Annotated in this window: 14 protein-coding genes; 7 read left to right on the top strand and 7 right to left on the bottom strand. The window is 68.5% G+C overall.

Annotated features, from left to right (window positions below; genetic code table 11):
• Positions 1-35 precede the first annotated feature (35 nt).
• Positions 36-1,754 (bottom strand): PspC domain-containing protein, encoded by a 1,719-nt coding sequence (locus ABN028_RS27980; RefSeq protein WP_349698697.1) that lies wholly within the window; start codon positions 1,752-1,754, stop codon positions 36-38.
• 224 nt (positions 1,755-1,978) lie between these two features.
• Between ABN028_RS27980 and ABN028_RS27975 the strand changes: the two genes are divergently transcribed.
• The 3 genes from ABN028_RS27975 (at position 1,979) to ABN028_RS27965 (ending at position 4,672) form a co-directional block, all read left to right on the top strand.
• Positions 1,979-3,358 carry an ATP-binding protein gene (locus tag ABN028_RS27975; protein WP_349698713.1) on the top strand — a complete coding sequence of 460 codons (1,380 nt, stop codon included), beginning with the start codon at positions 1,979-1,981 and terminating at the stop codon, positions 3,356-3,358.
• Positions 3,359-3,411: 53 nt separating this feature from the next.
• Entirely contained in the window at positions 3,412-4,068 is a 657-nt protein-coding gene (locus tag ABN028_RS27970) for a LuxR C-terminal-related transcriptional regulator (RefSeq protein ID WP_349326852.1), read from the top strand.
• A gap of 250 nt (positions 4,069-4,318) precedes the next feature.
• Positions 4,319-4,672, top strand: a complete 354-nt coding sequence (locus ABN028_RS27965; protein ID WP_349326854.1) for a hypothetical protein — start codon at positions 4,319-4,321, stop codon at positions 4,670-4,672.
• An 86-nt stretch (positions 4,673-4,758) separates the two neighbouring features.
• Here ABN028_RS27965 and ABN028_RS27960 read toward each other — a convergent pair whose 3' ends face one another.
• Positions 4,759-5,484 (bottom strand): PIG-L deacetylase family protein, encoded by a 726-nt coding sequence (locus tag ABN028_RS27960; protein WP_349698696.1) that lies wholly within the window; start codon positions 5,482-5,484, stop codon positions 4,759-4,761.
• Between the two features lie 156 nt (positions 5,485-5,640).
• Here ABN028_RS27960 and ABN028_RS27955 point away from each other — a divergent pair, with 156 nt between their 5' ends.
• The 3 genes from ABN028_RS27955 (at position 5,641) to pcrA (ending at position 11,760) form a co-directional block, all read left to right on the top strand.
• Entirely contained in the window at positions 5,641-6,669 is a 1,029-nt protein-coding gene (locus ABN028_RS27955) for a polysaccharide deacetylase family protein (RefSeq protein WP_349698695.1), read from the top strand.
• A 234-nt stretch (positions 6,670-6,903) separates the two neighbouring features.
• Positions 6,904-9,039, top strand: coding sequence for an ABC transporter substrate-binding protein (locus ABN028_RS27950; protein WP_349326859.1), 2,136 nt, complete (start codon positions 6,904-6,906; stop codon positions 9,037-9,039).
• 189 nt (positions 9,040-9,228) lie between these two features.
• Positions 9,229-11,760, top strand: a complete 2,532-nt coding sequence (gene pcrA / locus ABN028_RS27945) for a DNA helicase PcrA (RefSeq protein ID WP_349698694.1) — start codon at positions 9,229-9,231, stop codon at positions 11,758-11,760.
• A gap of 109 nt (positions 11,761-11,869) precedes the next feature.
• On the opposite strand, the gene ABN028_RS27940 is transcribed toward pcrA, so the two are convergent.
• The 4 genes from ABN028_RS27940 to ABN028_RS27925 form a co-directional block, all read right to left on the bottom strand.
• A complete protein-coding gene (locus tag ABN028_RS27940) occupies positions 11,870-12,247 on the bottom strand; it encodes a CGNR zinc finger domain-containing protein (protein ID WP_349698693.1) in 378 nt (125 codons plus the stop codon).
• Positions 12,248-12,275: 28 nt separating this feature from the next.
• Complete coding sequence (locus tag ABN028_RS27935) at positions 12,276-12,467, bottom strand: hypothetical protein (RefSeq protein WP_349698692.1); 192 nt, start codon at positions 12,465-12,467, stop codon at positions 12,276-12,278.
• Between the two features lie 45 nt (positions 12,468-12,512).
• Positions 12,513-12,854: a hypothetical protein gene (locus ABN028_RS27930; RefSeq protein ID WP_349698691.1), complete on the bottom strand. Its 342-nt coding sequence runs from the start codon at positions 12,852-12,854 to the stop codon at positions 12,513-12,515.
• A gap of 99 nt (positions 12,855-12,953) precedes the next feature.
• Positions 12,954-14,099, bottom strand: coding sequence for a M23 family metallopeptidase (locus tag ABN028_RS27925; RefSeq protein WP_349698690.1), 1,146 nt, complete (start codon positions 14,097-14,099; stop codon positions 12,954-12,956).
• Positions 14,100-14,999: 900 nt separating this feature from the next.
• Here ABN028_RS27925 and ABN028_RS27920 point away from each other — a divergent pair.
• A complete protein-coding gene (locus ABN028_RS27920; RefSeq protein WP_349326866.1) occupies positions 15,000-15,539 on the top strand; it encodes a cobalamin B12-binding domain-containing protein in 540 nt (179 codons plus the stop codon).
• 14 nt (positions 15,540-15,553) lie between these two features.
• Here the strand turns inward: ABN028_RS27920 and ABN028_RS27915 are convergent, their stop codons facing one another.
• Positions 15,554-16,213: a hypothetical protein gene (locus ABN028_RS27915; protein WP_349698689.1), complete on the bottom strand. Its 660-nt coding sequence runs from the start codon at positions 16,211-16,213 to the stop codon at positions 15,554-15,556.
• Between the last annotated feature and the right edge of the window lie 206 nt (positions 16,214-16,419).

Here is a 16,419-nt window from a genome sequence, read left to right as displayed (position 1 = left end):
CGGCGATGTTGGCCGGATGCCTCCCGGCCGGAGGCTTACTCCCCACGATGCACCCCCACATGGCCCACACCGACGTCGATGTTCAGCACGAGTTCACCACCTCCGGGTCCGTCGTCGCCTCGATCAATGATCTCCCGGGAGACACCTAACCCCTCCGACGAACCCGCGTCGAACTCCCTCGTTCCTCCTTCGGCCGCGTCGCCCAGCTCACCGACCGCGTCACGTTCTCCTGGAGCCGCGGGTGCGCGCGGTGGCCGAGGCGCCACGGGCTCGGGTGGGAGGGCGCGACCGAACAGCGAGATCTCACCGAGCCCGACGTCGCCCTTGAAGATCACGTCGACATCCGGGGGTACGACGACGAGGACGTCGCCGACGCCGACGTCGATGGAGGACTCGACGTGTTGCCCATCGCGGAAGGGCACCGCACTGAGATCGATGACCAGCTCACCGACGCCGTACTCGTAGCTGCCCTGAATCGCACTGACGGACGTCGGATGCAGGGTCAGGTCCACCGCCTCGCCAGGCCACCGGTCGGCCAGGCTGGCCGCAGGCAGCGCCAGGGCGAGGACGACACCGGAGGCGATCAACGCTCTGGTGCGGCCGAACCACGCGCCCAGGATCAAGCCGAGACCGACCACACCGAGCGGACCGGCGATGTAGGCACCGAGCGGGACGTCCTCCTGCTGGTCGGCGAGCGCGAGCACCATCACCAGCAGGAGCGCGGCCGCCATCGTCCCGGCGAAGAGCCACGACCGCTTCCGCTCGCCGTCGCTGCGGACCGCCGTGGACCTGACCTGGCGCGGGGGAGTCGCGGGCGGGGGCGTCCAGTTCTCCGGTGGTTGGGCCAGTTCGACGTCCTGGATCTCCAGGCCCAGGGGGTCCGGCTGATTCCAGAAGGACGCGGGAGCGGGTTCGGCCGTACGCCAGGAACCAGGAGGAGCATCGGCCGCACTCGTGGGCACGGAGGAGCCCGGGTCGGCGACGTCCAGCGGCTTGGTGTGGTCCCACGTCGAGCGCGCTGGTTCGGTGGCCGCAGGAGGAGAGGTGATGTCACCCGTGCCGCCGGACGCACCCGAGGTGCCGGCGCCGGCTGCGGTTCCGGGTGGGAACGTCCCGCCGGAGCCGCCAGGTTCTCCCGGCCGGTCTGACGGTGCTGCGCCGCCGCCGTCCTGCTCGGCGTTGCGGCGGATCAGGGCGTACAGGCCGAGCACACTCAACACGAGCAGAACCGGGACGTGCCACGGAAACCCCCACCAGGGAACGCTGAAGATCACGAGGCCCAGGATGACCAGACCACCGACGACGATCGCGTTGTCCGGTGCGCCGTTGCGGCGCCGGCCGAGCTGTTGTTCGAGGATCGACAGGTCCTCGCCGTCGTCCGGCACGAGCAGCCAACCCGCCGCATACAGCAGGACGCCGACACCACCGAAAAGCGCCAGGATGACGCCGACCACCCGCAGGACGACCGGGTCGATCTGGAGCCGAGGACCGAGCCCTGCGCAGACGCCCGCGAGGAGCCGGCCGTCGCGCGCCCGGCGAAGTGAACGGAGCTCAGCCCGGAGCTGGTCCTGCCCCCTTCCGGTGCCTGTCCCTGACCCCGCGGGAGCACCCGTGTCGGTGCCTGACTCAGCGCCCGTGTCGGTGCCTGTCTTGTTGCCTGACTCAGCGCCCGCGCCTGTCTCTGCGCCAGCGCTGGGCGAGGGGGACTGATCGTCGGGCCATCCGGATCCCGCGGGCGGCGTGGTGGCAGGCATACCCCGATCCTCCGGGCCGTTGGGTGGCGGCGCCATCCGGGATGACCCTGGGCTTTACCCCCGGGCCGCCTGGGGTGAAGCGGGGGGCCTGTCCCGGTGGCTCAGCAGCGCTTCTCGTGTGACCATCAAGGAGGACAGCCGGGCGCGTTGCCGCTCGCTCGGCGTCCACCGGCGCCGCACGACGATACCCGGGCAAGTCGGCCCGTACGCCCCAGGAGGCCACGATCTTCACCGACGCACGAGGCGCACCAGTTGGTACGCCACCGGTCGCCGCGGCGCGGAGCACCGCTCCCCGCTGCTACCGGCGTGCCGACGGGAAAGTTCTGGGCGGAGTTGCCGCCGGGCTGGCCGATCACCTGGGACTTCAGCTCCTGCACGTACGCCTGGGCCTGGTCGCGCTGACAGCGGTCGGCGGCTTCGGCCTGTTGCTGTACGCCGCGCTCTGGGTCGTACTCCCTCAGGAGCCCGCGGTCGAGGAGACCACGCAGCCGGCCGGTGTCGCGGCGGCCACCCGCAAGGGGCTCCGTCGCGAGCGTGCACCTGGTAAGAGACGCCAGGACACCGGTCAGTTGGTGTCGATCGCAGTCCTGGCGATCGGCATCATCGCGATCTACCCGCACCTCGGCGGGGTCTCGGCCCAGGTGTTCTGGCCGCTCATCCTGGGCGGTGTCGGCCTCGCGCTGCTGTGGCGGCAGGCCGACGAGTCCCAGCGTGCCCGGTGGACCGCCTCCGCCCCACCGCGCTGGAAGTGGATGTGGCCGCTCGTCAGTACCCGCGGCTGGGTCATGGTTCTCCGTACCGTCGTCGGGCTCGCTCTCGTCATCGCTGCCCTGTCGTGGGGACTCGCCTCCGTCGGCGGCATGAACGAGGTCAACGCGGCTCTGCTTGCCGTCCTCGGCGCCGGTATCGGGGTCGGCCTGATCGTCGGCCCGTGGGTGTGGCGGCTGGCTGGAGACCTGTCCGAGGAGCGGAGGGTACGCATCCGTTCGCAGGAACGCGCCGACATGGCCGCGCACCTTCACGACTCGGTCCTGCAGACGCTCGCGTTGATCCAGAAGCAGGCACATGACCAGCGTGCCGTCGTACGCCTGGCGCGTGCCCAGGAGCGCGACCTTCGGCAGTGGCTCTACGGCGAACAGGACGACGCCGACGCGACCCTGCGCAGCGAGCTGCGCCGGGCGGGAGCCGAGGTCGAGGACCACCACGAGATCCCGGTCGAGGTGGTCATGGTCGGCGACGCCCAGATGAACCCGACGCTGACAGCCGTCGTCCGCGCCGCCCGGGAGGCGATGGTCAACGCCGCCAAGCACTCGGGCGCGCCGCGGATCGACGTCTACGCCGAGGTGGAGCCGGCACGGGTGGAGGTCTTCGTCCGCGACCGCGGGGTCGGGTTCGATCCGGAACATGTGGGTGCGGACCGACTCGGTGTCCGTCGCAGCATCTACGAACGCATGGAACGCCACGGCGGCAAGGCCGACATCAGGAGCACACCCGGTGAGGGAACCGAGGTGCACCTCCTGGTCGACCAGGCCGCCGCCAACTCTGACTCGAGCTCTGGTTCGGGTTCTGGCTCTGGCTCGGGTTCTGGTCCTGGTGCCGGGTAGAGCGGCCACCGTGAACAACCATGATCCTGTTCAGGCTTTGAAAGGATGACCTCGTGACGACCAACCCTGACAACCGGCGCCGGATCGTACTCGTCGACGACCACGCGATGTTCCGCACGGGCGTACGCACCGAGATCGGTGCCGCGGTCGACATCGTGGGGGAGGCCGGCGATGTCGACGCGGCGGTCAAGGTGATCCTCGCGACGAAGCCGGAGGTGGTCCTGCTCGACGTCCACCTTCCCGGCGGCGGTGGGGCCGAGGTCTGCCGGCAGGTGCTGGCGGCCGAGCCCGACGTCCGGTTTCTCGCGCTGAGCGTGTCCGACGCCCCGGAGGACGTGATCGGGGTGATCCGGGCGGGCGCACGCGGTTACGTCACCAAGACCATCACCGGGGATGAGATCATCGATGGCGTACGCCGGATCGCCGACGGCGACGCGGTCTTCTCACCGCGGCTGGCGGGATTCGTGCTCGACGCGTTCGCCGGCGCGGTCGACCCGGGCAGCATCGACGAGGAACTCGACCGGCTGACCCAGCGCGAACGCGAGGTGCTGCGCCTGATCGCGCGCGGCTATGCGTACAAGGAAGTCGCGAAGGAACTCTTCATCTCGGTGAAGACCGTGGAAACACACGTCTCGTCCGTGCTGCGGAAGCTGCAGCTGTCCAACCGTTACGAGCTGACCCGCTGGGCGACCGACCGCCGCCTGGTGTGAAGGCGCCGGCGCTGAACGCCTGGCTCCTATGAGCTGACCCGCTTGGCCACCGACCGCCGCCTGGTGTGAGGCCGCAGGGGCTGAACGTCTGGTTCTGGTGGGCGCCGGTCCCCTGGTAGGTGAGGGGTAGCGGCACGGGGGACCCCTCATCCAGAAGATGGCTGCCCTCGCTATGATCGACAGGCGTACGTACTACCAGACGTAGTAGTGCGAGCATGGCGGGTCCGACGAGAGGCAGGGGTGCGGTTCCATGGAGATCCTGCGCCAGGTGCTGGTGTTCATCCACTTCGTGGGTCTGGCGAGTCTGCTGGGCGGGTTGCTGGTCCAGATGAAGGGGCCAGAACGCCGGATCCTTGCCGCGATCCTGCACGGCGCGCTGACGCAGTTGGTGTCCGGCCTGCTTCTGGTCGGCGTACTCGAGGGACTCGACGACCCGGCTCACCCGGTCGACAACGCCAAGATCGGCGTCAAGCTGCTCGTCGTCCTCGTCATCACGGTGCTGGCCTGGCTCAACCGCAAGAAGCCCACAATCTCCAACGGGCTGTTCTTCGCTCTCACCGCACTCACGCTTGTCAACGTCGCCGTCGCCGTCTTCTGGACCTGACGCCGCCGACGTGACGTCCTGAACGTGACGCCCTGACCTGCCTCCCAAAACCTGGCTGCGCTGAACCTGGCCCAGCGAGCCGGTGGTCAGCCGGTCGAGACGACGAAGAAGTCCTCGGCGAGGCGACCCTCGGGAAGCCCGGCGCGCACCGCGTTGGCGCCAAGCCACTCGCGCACCCGGAGGGGCAACGCGTCCGGGTCGGGATGCTGGCTCTTGTGGGCGAGCAGTGCGGTGATCTTCCGGTCGACCGTGTCTGTCACATCCACCACATGGTTGCTCTCGGGATGGCCCGACAGCCACACCTCGCGGACAGTCCACGGCTCGAGCCCTTCCTCGGCGAGGTCGGGGAAGGCGAACGGATTCCGTGCGGCCGGGTACACCGCCTGGATGGCCGCCTCTCCGGCGGCGAGGTGATCAGGATGGCTGCGCGGCAGGATCGCCCAGTCGCGCTCGGGGCTGGGGCACATCACTCGCTGCGGCTGGAGTTCGCGGATGAGGCGGGTGAGTGACCGGACGAGTTCGCGGTCTGCCTCGAGCTCGCCGTCGACGAAACCGAGGAAGCGTACGTCGGTCACCCCCACGGCGGCGGCGGCCGCCTCCTGCTCGCCACGGCGGATCGCGCCCATCTCGGCGCGCGGGATGTCGAGGTCGAAGCCGCCGCTCTGGCCGTCGGTACACACGCAGTAGACGACCTCGTGACCGGCGTCGGTCCAGTGTGCGACGGTCCCGGCCGCGCCGAAGTCGACGTCGTCGGGGTGTGCGACGACAACGAGGACCCGGGAGACCTCATGGTCGGGCAGTAGATCAGGCATCACCGCAGGAACCTACCCGACCCGCCAAATTGCGCCCAGGACGGGCCAGCTGCACGGGACGTTCCGAATAGTTTCCAGCGAACGCAGAAAGGGCGAAATCCCACTCCGGAAATTGATTTGCCATCCGTCGCAATTCCTCGGACGAGACGTTTTCCGATGTCTGCGCGACGGGAGATATCTCTTGGCGCCGAATGTGGGGGAGTGATGGGCGTGTCGCCACTGCGAATTCCGTCAATCGTACGAGGCCTGCTCATCCTTCTCCTTGGCATACTCCTTGGCTTTTTTGCCGCGAACTGCGCGAACTCGGACGCACGCGAAGGCGCCACGTCGACGCCGACCGCCACGCGTGCGCCGTCGGTGCGGCCCAGCGCCCTACCTGGTCGCACCGCGGTGGCGAGGGCCACGCTCACCCCCGTGGCCACGCCATCCAGTACGACGCCATCCACCACGGCAACCCCCAGCGCGACGGCGCCCAGCGCCACGCAGCAGCCCACCAGCAGCGCTTCGCCCAACGCGACTGGCTCTCCCGGCACCTCGCCTTCACCAACCACGTCCGCGTCACCGAGTGTCTCGCCGACACCAGGAACCGCCAGTCCGACCCCGAAGCCGGGACCGGTCGCCCAGCGGGTCGATCGGATCGAGGACACCAGCGCCAAAATCATGTTCCTCACCTTCGATGACGGACCGAATGTGAAATACACACCGCAGATTCTGCGGATCCTGGCGAAGTACAAGGCGCCTGCCACCTTTTTCGCACTCGGTGATGCCAGTAACGCCAATCCGGACATCGTGAAGCAGATCCGGGCCGCGGGTCACACGATCGGAAATCACACGCACGATCACAAGTCGCTGCCAAACCTTTCCGACGAGGACGCCCGCGAGGAATTACAGAAGGGACCCGCCTCGCGATGCTTCCGCCCGCCCTACGGCGCCATCAACGACGACGTACGCGCCATCGCTGCCGAGCTGCGCCAGGAAGTCGTGCTCTGGCACGTGGACCCGAAGGACTGGGACCGCCCTGGGGCCGACAAGATCGAGGAACGCGTCCTCAAGGGCGTGGCTCCGGGGGCCATCGTGCTGTTCCACGACGGCGGCGGCGACCGGTCGCAGACCGTCACCGCGCTGGAACGGCTGATGCCCCAATTCATCGAGAAGGGCTACGCGTTCGAGGCCATGCCCTGCTGACATGACGTAGGCGAGCCGGCCTGCCCGGCGCCAGCCGACCTCCCGGAGATGGCCGCTAGTGGCCATCTCCCGGAACAGCGGCTGATCCACGCCACGAGTGCGTACGCCCGCTTTCCGCCGGCCGAAGCCTTCCGAAGCTGGCCGTCCCCAACGCCGCGAGGACCTTGCTGGTCGTGCAAAGCTCGGACGACAGCTCCGAATGTCAGCATTGCTCTCTCGAGGAGAAACCAACCAATGGCGCACAGTAACGGCATTGACCGGCGGGGGTTCCTTTACGGCTCGGCGATCGCCGCCGGCTCGATCATGCTCGCCAGCTGTTCGGACTCGGGGTCCGGCGGCGGCTCCGGCGAGGCGCCAGCTGCTGGGCCCGCGTCGAAGGCGAAGGGTTCGGAGACCAAACCGCTCGCGCCCCCCTCATCGTTCAAGGAAGCGCCCACGCTCGCCGCCCGCGTCAAGGCGGGCGACCTGCCGTCGATCGATGAACGGCTCCCGGAGGCGCCGTACGTCATTCCCCACCGCTGGGTGGCGTCGGGCAACTACGGTGGGCGGCTCCGGATGATCATGGCCGAGAGCTACAGCTCCGCGATCAAGGAGTACATGTACGGGCGGTCGTTCCTGCGCTTCCTCAACGATGGCCTGGACATCGGTCCCGGGCTCGTCGAGAGCTGGGAGTCCAACGAAGACGCGACCGAGTGGGTCTTCCACTTCCGCAAGGGACTGAAGTGGTCGGACGGCGAGCCATGGACCACCGCGGACATCATGTACTGGTGGGACGACATGGTGAACAACGACGACTACACCGGGGTCGACCCACCCGACGACGTCCGCTCGGGCAAGGGGACCGTGGCGAAGGTCGCCGCGCCTGACGAGACGACCCTCACCCTGACGTTCGACGCTCCTGCCCCAATCACGCCGGAACGCCTGGCGGCATGGGTGAACAGCCCGGCCCAGGAGGGTTCCATCGGGCCGCTGTGGATGCAGCCGAAGCACTACCTTCAGCAGTTCCACCCGACGTACAACAAGGAGATCACCAAGGAGGACTGGTACCTCGAGCACGAGGCCAAGGGCAACTTCGGCACCAACCCCGACTGCCCCACGATGACGGGGTGGATGCTGAAGAGCTACCAGGACGGGCGGAGCGTCCTCTTCGAACGCAACCCCTACTACTGGTGCGTCGACAAGGAGGGCAAGCAGCTCCCCTACATCGACGAGGTGCAGTTCAGCGTCGTCATCGACGACGAGGTGCAGAAGCTGCAGATGTCCGAGGGCAAGGTCGACTACGTGCACGGCGGTCACCACGGGCTGGTTCTGGAGGACATCTCCGGGTTCAAGCAGACCGAGGACCGCACCGGCATCCGCGTCAACCTGTGGGACAGCGGCTCCGGCACCGGTTCCATCGTGTTCTTCAACTACGACTACCCGGACAAGGAGATGCGGGAGCTGATCCGCAACCCGAAGTTCCGGCAAGCCCTGTCGTTCGCGATCGACCGGAAGGACATCCGCAAGTCGATCTACTTCGCCACTGGCGAGCTCACGACGGGAACTCTCAGCCCTAAGGGCGAGATGTTCACCCTCAACGACGAGGCCAAGAGCAACTACGTCAAGTGGCGCGACGCCTACGTCACGTACGACATCGAGAAGGCGAAGTCGATGCTCGACGAGCTGGGCGTCGTCGACAAGGACGGCGACGGCAAGCGGGAGTTGCCGAGCGGTGCCAAGTTGCAGATCTCCCTCGACTATCCCGCGGATGCGACGAACGAACACATCCAGAAGAACAACCGCTACAAGCGCGACTGGGATGCCGTGGGTGTCGCCACCAAGTTGACGCCGGTGGCGCCGGAGGCGTTCGGCGAGACCTGGGGACGCGGCGAGCTGATGACCACGACCGCGTGGGAGGTCGGCGACTGCTCGCCGCTGATCTATCCGGGCTGGGTAATACCGGTCGAGACGGGGCACTGGGCGCCGTTGCACGGCCAGGCGTTCATCATGCAGACGGGTGACCCGAAGAAGCTCGAGCAGCAGGCGGACACCGATCCCTGGGAGCGGACCCCGCCGTGGATCCTGCCCGAGGAGGGTGACCCGATCGACCGGCTGTGGAAGCTCTACGCCCAGGCCAGGGTCGAGCCCGACCGGATGAAGCGGGTCGCCCTGATGTGGGAGATCCAGAAGATCCACATCGAGGACGGGCCGTTCTTCTATGGCGTGGTCGCCAACTACCCGCGCATCGTGCTGGTCCGCGACGGGCTGAAGAACGTTCCCACCCGGGAGAACCTCGCTCTCGGTGGGTGGGTCAACCCGTGGATCCTGCCGTCGCCCGCGGTCTACGACCCCGAGACGTACTTCTGGGAGAAGCCCGACGAACACGCGTAGCCCTTGGCCGGTTCATGATCATGCGTGGGATGGTGGCCTTTCTCGGCCCGAGAAGCCTTCGTTTCCCACGCATGATCATGAACGGTCGTCCCGTGTGGCGGGCGAGCGGGCATATCGAACCTTCGGGGCGTGATGTCCGGGCCTGTCCGGTGTGGACTGTCGGCGCCAGATCGTAGGCTGGGCGTCAAGATGAGTGCTCTCTCTGCAGAAGACCAGCTGGCCTTGCCCGACACCGCCGCCGCACCCGGTACCCCGTCCGACGCCGCGCATGATGACGGCGCACCGGACGCTGTCCAACGTGACGGTGGCGCGCCATCCGACAGCGCATCGGACGGCACGACATCGCACGGCACGACATCGCACGGCGCCGCATCGGACGGCACGACATCGCACGGCGCCGCATCGGACGGCACGACATCGCACGGCACGACAACGGACGGTGCGACTGACGGTGGCGAGCGGCAGCCGCCCCGGCACCTGGAACCTGAGGAGATCCTCGAGGGACTCAACCCGTCCCAGCGGGCCGCCGTCCTGCACGAGAAGCACCCGCTGCTGGTGGTCGCTGGCGCGGGTTCGGGCAAGACCCGGGTGCTGACCCGCCGGATCGCCTGGCTCCTGGCCGAGCGCAACGCCCGCCCCAGCGCCATCCTCGCGATCACCTTCACCAACAAGGCGGCTGGCGAAATGCGGGAGCGGGTGGCCGCGCTGGTCGGCCAGCGTGCCGCTTCGTACATGTGGGTCTCGACCTTCCACTCCGCCTGCGTCCGCATCCTGCGGCGCGAGATCAAGCGGTTCGGCCTGTCCTCGTCGTTCTCGATCTATGACGACGCCGACTCGCGGCGGCTGATGACGCTGGTCTGTCGCGACCTCGATCTCGATCCCAAGCGCTACAACCCGCGCGCCGTCCTCAACTGGGTGTCCAACCTCAAGAACGAGCTCATCGACCACGAAGAGGCCGCGCGCGGCGCGCACACCCATCTGGAGAAGACGTTCGCCGAGTGCTACGAGCTCTACCAACGCCGCCTCGGTGAGTCGAGCGCGCTGGACTTCGACGACCTGATCATGACGACCGTGCATCTGATGCAGGCGTTCCCGGAGGTGCGCGAGCACTATCGGCGGCGCTTCGCGCACGTGCTGGTCGACGAATACCAGGACACCAACCACGCGCAGTACGCCCTCGTCCGTGAGCTGACCAGCTCCGATGGCGAGGACGACAGCCCGCACGGCGAGCTCATGGTCGTCGGCGACGCCGACCAGTCGATCTACGGATTCCGCGGAGCGACGATCCGCAACATCCTGGCGTTCGAGGAGGACTTCCCCGATGCCAAGGTGATCCTGCTCGAACAGAACTACCGCTCCACCCAGACGATCCTCTCCGCCGCCAACGCCGTCATCAGCCGCAATGCCGGCCGAAAACCCAAGAACCTCTGGTCCGACGCCGGCGACGGTGCCCCGATCGTCGGCTACGTCGCCGAGGACGAACACGACGAGGCGCAGTTCGTCGCGGAGGAGATCGACCGGCTCGGTGACGAGAAGGCCGCCAGGCCGAGGGACGTCGCCGTCTTCTACCGTACGAACGCACAGAGCCGGGTGTTCGAGGAGATCTTCATCCGGGTCGGCCTTCCGTACAAGGTCGTCGGCGGTGTGCGGTTCTACGAACGCCGTGAGGTCCGCGACGCCCTCGCCTACCTCAGGTTGCTCGCCAATCCCGAGGACACCGTGTCGCTGCGCCGGATCCTCAACGTCCCCAAGCGTGGGATCGGCGACCGTGCCGAAGCGGCGGTCGAGGCATTCTCCCAGCGGAAGCGGATCACCTTCTGGCAGGCGCTGCGCCAGGTCGACGAGATCGGCGACCTGGCGACCCGTTCGGCCAACGCCATCAAGGCGTTCGTCGGCATCGTCGACGAGTTGTCCGATGCCCTCGCCGAGGGCCAGCCGCCTGCCGACATTCTCGAGCAGGTGCTCGCCAAGACCGGCTACCTCCACGAGCTGGAGGTGTCCGGCGATCCGCAGGACGAGACGCGGGTCGAGAACCTGGCCGAGCTCGTCGCGGTGGCCCGTGAGTTCTCCGAGGCCGCCGAGTCCGAGGACACGCCGGCGACCCTGGCCGACTTCCTCGAGCGGGTCTCGCTCGTCGCCGACGCCGACCAGATCCCCGACAACGGGGGCGAGGGGACAGACGACGGCGGGGTCGTCACGCTGATGACCCTGCACACGGCGAAGGGGCTGGAGTTCCCCGTGGTGTTCCTCACGGGCCTGGAGGACGGCGTGTTCCCACACTCCCGGTCGCAGAGTGACGCGAAGGAGTTGGAGGAGGAACGTCGGCTCGCCTACGTCGGCATCACCCGGGCCCGCCAGCGGCTCTACGTCTCCCGTGCGGTGGTGCGCAGCGCGTGGGGTGCACCGCAGCAGAACCCCGGGTCTCGTTTCCTCGACGAGGTCCCTGCAGAACTCGTCGAGTGGCGGCGTACGGAGGTCGACCACACGTCGTGGAGCTCACAGTCGGCGACCGCGCGCCGGGCGGAGAGGCAGGCGCGGCGCCCAGGCCAGAAGCCGGTCATCTCCGTGGCGGCGGGCGACCGGGTTGTGCACGACACGTTCGGCATGGGGTCGGTGGTGGCGACAGCGGGACAGGGCGACAACGCCGAGGCGACGGTCGACTTCGGGTCGGGTGGGGTGAAGCGGTTCCTCCTGCGGTACGCACCGCTGGAGAAGCTCTGAACCGCGGCGCTACGGCGGTTACCGCATCCCGGACCTGGTGCTCATGCTCCGGGGATCCCGTGGGCCGATGGTCCTGAGGCATTGGTTCTGCGGCGTACGGACCTGAGGCTCACGGTCGTGGGGCGGTGCGGGCGTGGCCGGCACGGTAGCGGCGCATCTTCGCGCGGGCGCCGCAGCCCTTCATGCTGCACCAGCGCCGGCTGTTGTTCCGGCTCTCGTCGAGGAAGATCCAGCGGCACTCGGCGCAGCGCTTGAGCCGTTGGAGGTCGCCGGCCCTGAGGAAGTCGACGACGTACCTGCTGAGCTGCCACTGGACGAACGCAAGGCGGCGCGGCGCCCCGGGCGGCCATGTCCAGTCGTACCCGCCTGATTGTCGCTGACCTGGTGATCCGGCCCCGGCCGGCATCCGGAGACGTGCGGCACCGATCGCGTCGGCGTGGACGTCGCGGATGTGGTCGAGGGCTTCGGTCGGTGCCGACGCGTTCATGACGGCCGCTTCGCCCGGAGTGGTCGCGCTATTCCTGGACAACCAGCACTATCCCAGCGATGAGGCGTACCTCTTCGCGCTCGCCGAGGCGATGAAGGTGGAGTACGACGAGATCCACCGCGCGGGGTTCGTCCTCCAACTCGACTGCCCGGACCTCGCAGCGGGGCGCCACCGTGATGGCGAGTCGCTCGAGGACTTCCGTGGCCGGGTCGCCCTCCACGTCGAGGCACTCGACCAGGCCACCCGCGACATCCCGGAGAGCGACCTACGGCTGCACCTTTGTTGGGGCAACTACGAGGGACCGCACACGCGTGACGTACCCCTGGCCGACATCCTCGACCTGGTGCTCGCCGCCCGCCCTGCCGGCCTGTCGTTCGAGGCGGCCAACCCACGGCACGCCCACGAATGGACACTCTTCGCCGACGTCGGCCTGCCGGAGGGCAAGGTGCTGACTCCCGGGGTCATCGACTCCACGACCAACTACGTCGAGCATCCTGAGCTCGTCGCGCAGCGCATCTGCACCTACGCCGAACTCGTCGGGCGGGAGAACGTCATCGCCGGTACGGACTGCGGGTTCGCGACGTTCGCCACCTCGCTGACCGTGCATCCCACGATCACCTGGGCAAAGCTGCCCGCGATGGCAGACGGTGCGGCGATCGCGTCCGAGCGGCTGTGGAACGGCGCCGGACAGCGGCTCGCGGCGGACTCAGATCGGCAGGCCGAGCCCGCGCAGCCAGGGGAGGGGGTCGATCGGGTCGCCGCCGCCCGGGCGTACCTCGAAGTGCAGGTGCGGGCCGGTGGAGTTGCCGGTGCTTCCGACGTAGCCGATGACGGTGCCCGCCGACACGTAGCCGCTGGTGTATTCGTAGTCGGACATGTGGCAGTACCACGTCTCGGTACCGTCGTCATGGCGTACGACGATCTTGTTGCCGTAAGGGCCGTCCCAGCCGGCGAAGGTGATCTCGCCAGCGCCAACCGCTCGGATCGGGGTGCCCATCGGCGCGGAGAAGTCCTGGCCGGTGTGGTCGGAACTCCACATGCCGCCGGACTGACCGAAGCCCGCGGAGGTCCGGAAACTGCGCAGCGGCAGGAACCACTGGATGGCGCGTTCGAAGACCTGCTCGCGCGTGGCGTCGGAAGCCTTGTCCACGATCAGTTCGAGCTCACGGGTGCGCTGCGCCTCCCAGGCCGCGCGTTCACGTTCGGTCTCCTGCCGAAGCTCGGCCGCGCGCTGGGCGTCGGAGTCGTCGATCCCTGGATCGACGCTGGCCGCGCCACCGCGGGAGCGGTCAGCCCGACCCGCCGCGGCACTGCGTGCGTCCTGCAGCTGGCCGAGGGAGAGCGCGACACCGGTCGGAGGTTTCTGGGCGTTGTCGTCGATACCCGCCGCGGCGACCGAGTGCAGGGTGACGGCACCGGAGGCAGCAGCGACCAATGTCGCGACACTCGCGACGGCGGGAATGGTCGGGAAGGCCCGGGCCGTCGCCGTACGACGGCGGGTACCGGGCTTCTTGCGCCTGCCCGCGAGCGCACTGCCGGTCCGGGGCGGGTTGCTGGACGTCGTGCGCAGCGTGACCCGCGGGCCAACCGGCCGGAGGCGCCCTTCGGTGAGCGCGTCCTGGCGAGTGGTCGCGGTGTCTCGACCGTCGCGGCGGCCGTCGTGCTGACTCGCGCTCGCCGAAGAGTCGTGACGGGCTCCGGGGGAGTCCTTGCGGGCGGCGCTGGGCTCGTGGCGGGCGGCGCTGGGCTCGTGGCGAGGAGATGGGGAGGACTGGCGGATGGTCGGGGTGTCGAGGTGTCCGACCGGGGTTGCGGCTGGTGGGCTCGCCAACCTGAGACGCCGGTCAGCCACGGCGCTCGACCGAAGTCCTATCGCGTTCGATCTGCCGGTTTGGCGGGTGTCCCGGACCGGCTGGCTCCGATCTACCTGGATGCCGCGGTCGGGCTGGATGCCGCGGCCAGGCTGGCTGGTGCGTTCGGGGCCATTCGTAGGTGTCGGTTGGCTCGACCGGGGCGCCGGGTTGTTCCAGTCACCGCGCGCCGCGCGTTTGCCCACGCCGGTACGGCCAGCTTCGCTCTCGCGCCACCCTGGTGTCGGTGGGCGGCCGTAGGGTGGCGCCGCCTGGTTGAGCCGGGTCGCGTCACGGCCCAGGTCCGGGCGAGTACCCCGGTCCGGTCGTGCGCTCTGCTCCTGTCGTGCGCTCTGCTCCTGTCGAGTGCTCTGCTCAGGTCGACGGGCCCGCTCTGGGCGGCTGCTCGGCGTCGTCCGGACTGCCGGGCCGGCACTACTCGACTGCGTGCGGATGCGTCGACCTGGCTGCGGGGCCGGAGGGGTGGCACCAGAGCGCCGAAAGCGGCTGGCAGGCGCAGCTCGGTGCTTCGCTGCCTCGGCCACAGGGATGAGACCTTCCTCGACGGCTAACAACTGGAGAGCAAGGTAGGGAACGGCGGAGACGATAACGGATGCATCAAGCTGTGCCAAATGCCTCCGCGGCGATTATGCCGAATCTGGTCTGAGAAAGTCCTCATAAACCGGACATAGCGAGACGTGCCGCTACACAAAGTGTTCGACTGCCGCCAGTTTGTTACCCAGTGCTTTGCTGGGCGGGCGCCCGGCGGTCGGAATACCTTAGGTTCAGCACGTCGATGAGGCCGCGCAGCGAAGTGCTCCGGGCCGCGACGACACCTTCCGGGCGCGATCACAGAGCTCCGGGTCCACGACAGCTTCCGGGTGCGATGGAGGAGCCGGTACATGACAGGCGCCGAGACCACGAGTTCCCCCTCCGCGGCGGACGACGCGAATCCGGACGCCGAGCCGCACGACGTTCAGCCGGACACGGCGGCGAACGACGGCCGGACCAGCCGGGCGCCGATCCGCATTGTCGTCGCCAAGCCGGGCCTCGACGGCCACGACCGCGGGGCGAAGGTGGTCGCGCGTGCCCTGCGAGATGCGGGCATGGAGGTCATCTACACCGGCCTTCACCAGACCCCCGAGCAGATCGTGGAAACCGCCCTCCAGGAGGACGCCGACGGCATCGGTCTCTCGGTTCTGTCCGGGGCACACATGACTCTCTTCCGTACGCTCATGCAACTCCTGCGCGATCGCGGCGCCGACGACATCGTGGTGTTCGGGGGCGGCATCATCCCCGAGGCGGACATCGAGGCCCTCGCCGAACTCGGGGTCGCGAGGGTCTTCACGCCCGGCACGTCGACCCACGAGATCGTCCGCTGGGTACGCGAACACGTCGCCGAGGCCACCGAGTACGCCGGTGGATCGGGCGCGACCAGCTGAGCCGCGCCGGGCGGTCACCTCCTCGGGGTCACCACTCCCGGACGAGGGCGGTCCCGAAGCCGTCGCCTATCTCCCGCGCACCGGTCTCCTGCTTCCAGATTCGCGATCGCGAGCCCGGGTGTGCCGACGTACAGGCGTTCAGTGTGCGGTTCGGCCGGGGAAAGGCCATGACCGCCGATCGCGAGGCTCTCCCCGAACCGTGCACCGGCCTGTGCCTCGCCGGGTACGCCGTCGGTGCCCTGGACGAGCCTGCGCCAGTACCGCAGACCCGTGTCGGCTCCAAGGTAGATGTGCACCGCTCCGGCATCACTCAGGCCGTTGGCGTCCTGTCCCGGCGCACCGACGATGGGGTCGGAGCGCGTGTCGTCGTCGACGTACGCGGTGACGATCGACGTGCCGAAGCGGTCGCCGGCGCGGTAGTCCGCCGGATACGGGATCTGCGGTCCGCGGTCGGCGTACCTCACCTCGACCGCACCGGCATCCGGCTGGGTGCCGAGGTCCTCACGAGGGATGCCGATCGCGAGGTCGGGGCCCCTTCCGGTCGTTGTCGAAGTCGGGACTCCTCTTTGTCCGTGTCCCGCAGGAATCGGCCGCCGACGTGGGGGAGAGGCTGAGGCCGACGGGTGGAGGACCCAGATCATCGCGGCGAGCACAGCGAGCGAACGAGTGGGCATAGCGCCACACCTCCGGTGGGAACCCGCTTTCGCCTGTGTCCTTTCGTATGTCAGGGACGACCCACAAGCGCTGGATGGGGTTGCCGGTGTGAAGAAACTAGTCGATCACGATGGTGGCCCCGGTCGGCCGCGTGCCTGGTGCCGGACAACGCAGGGCATTTCTCACTTTCCGCGGGCCGGAATTGTGCGGTCGCGCTCGCGCCCTT

This window comes from Actinopolymorpha sp. B17G11, from assembly GCF_040196095.1.
In the GTDB taxonomy this organism is placed as follows: domain Bacteria; phylum Actinomycetota; class Actinomycetes; order Propionibacteriales; family Actinopolymorphaceae; genus Thermasporomyces.
The sequence above is the reverse complement of the archived record's forward strand: the minus strand, read 5'-3'. Positions and strand labels throughout refer to the sequence as shown.